At 70.4% G+C, this 2,898-nt stretch carries 2 protein-coding genes; both read left to right on the top strand.

Annotation, left to right across the window (positions count from 1 at the left end; genetic code table 11):
* Positions 1-520: 520 nt before the first annotated feature.
* On the top strand, positions 521-1,294 hold the full coding sequence (locus ACWEBX_RS38790; RefSeq protein ID WP_451889411.1) for an ECF subfamily RNA polymerase sigma factor, BldN family: 774 nt from the start codon (positions 521-523) through the stop codon (positions 1,292-1,294).
* Positions 1,295-1,548: 254 nt separating this feature from the next.
* Positions 1,549-2,781 carry a DUF5667 domain-containing protein gene (locus ACWEBX_RS38785; protein ID WP_451889410.1) on the top strand — a complete coding sequence of 411 codons (1,233 nt, stop codon included), beginning with the start codon at positions 1,549-1,551 and terminating at the stop codon, positions 2,779-2,781.
* The last annotated feature ends 117 nt before the right edge of the window (positions 2,782-2,898 follow it).

The following is a 2,898-nucleotide window of genomic DNA, read 5'->3' as shown; positions in this document are numbered from 1 at the left end:
GCATCAGCCCGTCGCCGTTGGGTGAGGGATGGGCGTCGGTGGCGACGGGCATCGATGTACCGGCACGGCCCCTTCCGCCGGATCCCGGCTGCGGGCGTGAAATTCAGCCCCTCCGGCGATTGAGGAGCGGGGGCTGAGGCGGAGCCCCAGAGGTGGGACGGGTAGGGGCGGAGGGGGCGAAAACCTGTCCGGACCTGGGGTGGGACCTCGGCCGCGGGGGCAATCACATGGTCCTACCCACGTCTTGGGCGACTCAGTCGCGCTCTCCGCAGGCGGGCACAACACGCCCCGCACTCAGACGGAACACGAACCGATGCGATCAACAAGCGGTCACCGATCGGTACTTGAACAGGCATCGATCCGTGCCAAAAGCGTCGTAATCGATGATTTTAGCAACTGGGTGTAGTGCTGCCTGTACGAAGCGTTATTCTCCTCAGACGCAAACCGGTACCCCTCCGTCGTCACGACGGGTGAAAGGTCCCGCACTGCACGTGATGGAAGCTCTGCCTCTGGGAGTCCCGTGTACTCACACGTCGGGGTTGACGCCTCGGGCCTGGCTACGCTGCGCGCAACGGTCCTGGACCGTTTGCGCGGCTTCGTCCCCACCGCGTACGCCGTCCCCGCCTTCGCCCTCTCCGCGCCCGTCGGGCCTTGCTATGCCCTGGCCGACGGCAACGCGGCGGTCGGCAGGCGGGGCCGCTCGGGCTCGGCCACCACCGCAGCACGCCGTCCGGCCGCGGACAGCGACAGCGCCCGCATGATGGATCTCGTGGAGCGCGCCCAGGCCGGCGAGGCCGACGCCTTCGGACGGCTCTACGACCAGTACAGCGACACCGTGTACCGCTACATCTACTACCGGGTCGGAAGCAAGGCGACCGCCGAGGACCTCACGAGTGAGACCTTCCTGCGGGCGCTGCGCCGGATCGGCACCTTCACCTGGCAGGGCCGCGACTTCGGCGCCTGGCTCGTGACCATCGCCCGGAACCTGGTGGCCGACCATTTCAAGTCCAGCCGCTTCCGGCTGGAAGTGACCACCGGCGAGATGCTCGACGCCAACGAGGTCGAGCGCTCCCCCGAGGACTCCGTCCTGGAGTCGCTCTCCAACGCCGCGCTCCTTGACGCCGTGCGACGGCTCAACCCTCAGCAGCAGGAGTGCGTGACGCTCCGCTTCCTCCAGGGGCTCTCGGTCGCCGAGACCGCCCGGGTGATGGGCAAGAACGAGGGCGCCATCAAGACCCTCCAGTACCGGGCCGTCCGCACGCTGGCCCGGCTCCTGCCCGACGACGTGCGCTGAGCCCGCTTCAGCCCACAGGGGCCCCGCACGCTCAGCGACGTCCAACTCACCTTCTGTAAAAGTCTGTTGACTTCGCGGTCTGTGCCTCCGCCGTCCGTAACCGAAGTGCCGTGACACTCGTTGTGCGGGATACAGGCTCCCTGTGGTCACGCCTTGGCCAGCGCCGATCACCCGATCGTGTGCACAGATCCAGGGGGTGCAACCCTCAGGACCCCCTGGGGAGTCGACCGTCATGACGAGAGGAGGTGCCGCCAGTGATCGCGAACGTATCGGCACACCGGCGGGCGAACGCCTTCGCCCAGGCCCTGGAGGAGATCGACCAGGGCACGGCGGCCGAGCAGCCGGATGGGTCGGCACCGTCCCGGGCTGCTGCGGAACAGACCGAGCAAGGGCTGCTGTTGGCCCTCGCCACCGGTCTCGGCGAGTTGCCCGAACCGGAGCTGGACCCCGAGGTCAAGATCGTGCAGCGAGCCCAGCTCGTCGCCGCGATGGAGGCCATGCTGCAGGAGGGCACGGCCGTCGGAGGCGAGGGTCCGGGCCGCGCTCTGCCCGAGCAGCGGTCCCATCGGGCCAAGGGCGCGCACCGGGCAACCGGACTGGGGAAGCTCCGACCCCGGTCCCGGCTGTCCAAGGGGCTGGCCGCGGGCGGGCTCACCGTCGGTGTGGCCGCCGGAGCCTTCGGCGGTGTGGCTGCCGCGAGCTCCGACGCCCTGCCCGGTGACTCGCTCTACGGGCTCAAGCGCGGCATGGAGGACATCAGGCTGGGGCTGGCCGACGGCGACAGCGACCGGGGCGAGCTCTACCTCGACCAGGCCTCGAACCGCCTGAGCGAAGCCCGCCGGCTGATGGAGCGGGGCCGCTCGGGACACCTCGACCACGAGTCCCTGGGCGAGATCCGCCGAGCTCTGTCCGGCATGCAGCACGACGCCTCCGAGGGCCACCGGCTGCTGCACGAGGCGTACGAACGGAACGGCTCACTGGGCCCCATCCAGACGCTGTCCGCGTTCTCCCAGTCCCACCGCGAGGCCTGGGGCGCCCTGCGCGACCGGCTGCCCGTGCAGCTCGGTGACGTCAGTGACCAGGTCTCGTCGGTCTTCGAAGCCATAGACGAAGAGGTCGACCCGCTGCGCTCGCTGCTGCCCAGGACGCCCGCCCCCGAGGGCACCGGGCGTCACCGGGGCAGGAGCGAGGAGTCCACCGGCTCACCGGGCACGGACACTCCGGCGCCCAGCGCCAGCAGCGGCTCCACGGGCGAAAGCCACAGCAGCGGCAAGCCCAAGCCCTCCAGTTCCGGCAGCAGCAGCGAGGGCCTGCTCGGCGGCAGCACCGGCGGTCTGCTCGACCCGCCGCAGGACGACACCAGCTCCACCCCGTCGTCCAGCGCCGGCGGCAAGGGCAGCGCGACGAGCGAACCCGACGTCACCCTGCCGCCCCTGCTCCCCGGCCTCCTGCCGGGCCTCGGCATCGACACGCAGGACAGCGGCTGACCCGGGCCACCGCGGTACGTCGATGGGGGCGCCCTTCTCGGGAAGGGCGGACTCGACCTCACCCCGCTGTGGCTGCTGATGCCGCAGCGCGGCTACTCCCCCGACTGGCTCGGACCG

This window comes from Streptomyces sp. NPDC005070 (assembly GCF_053600395.1).
Note: the sequence above shows the minus strand (reverse complement) of the source record. Positions and strands in the feature narration are given on the sequence as shown.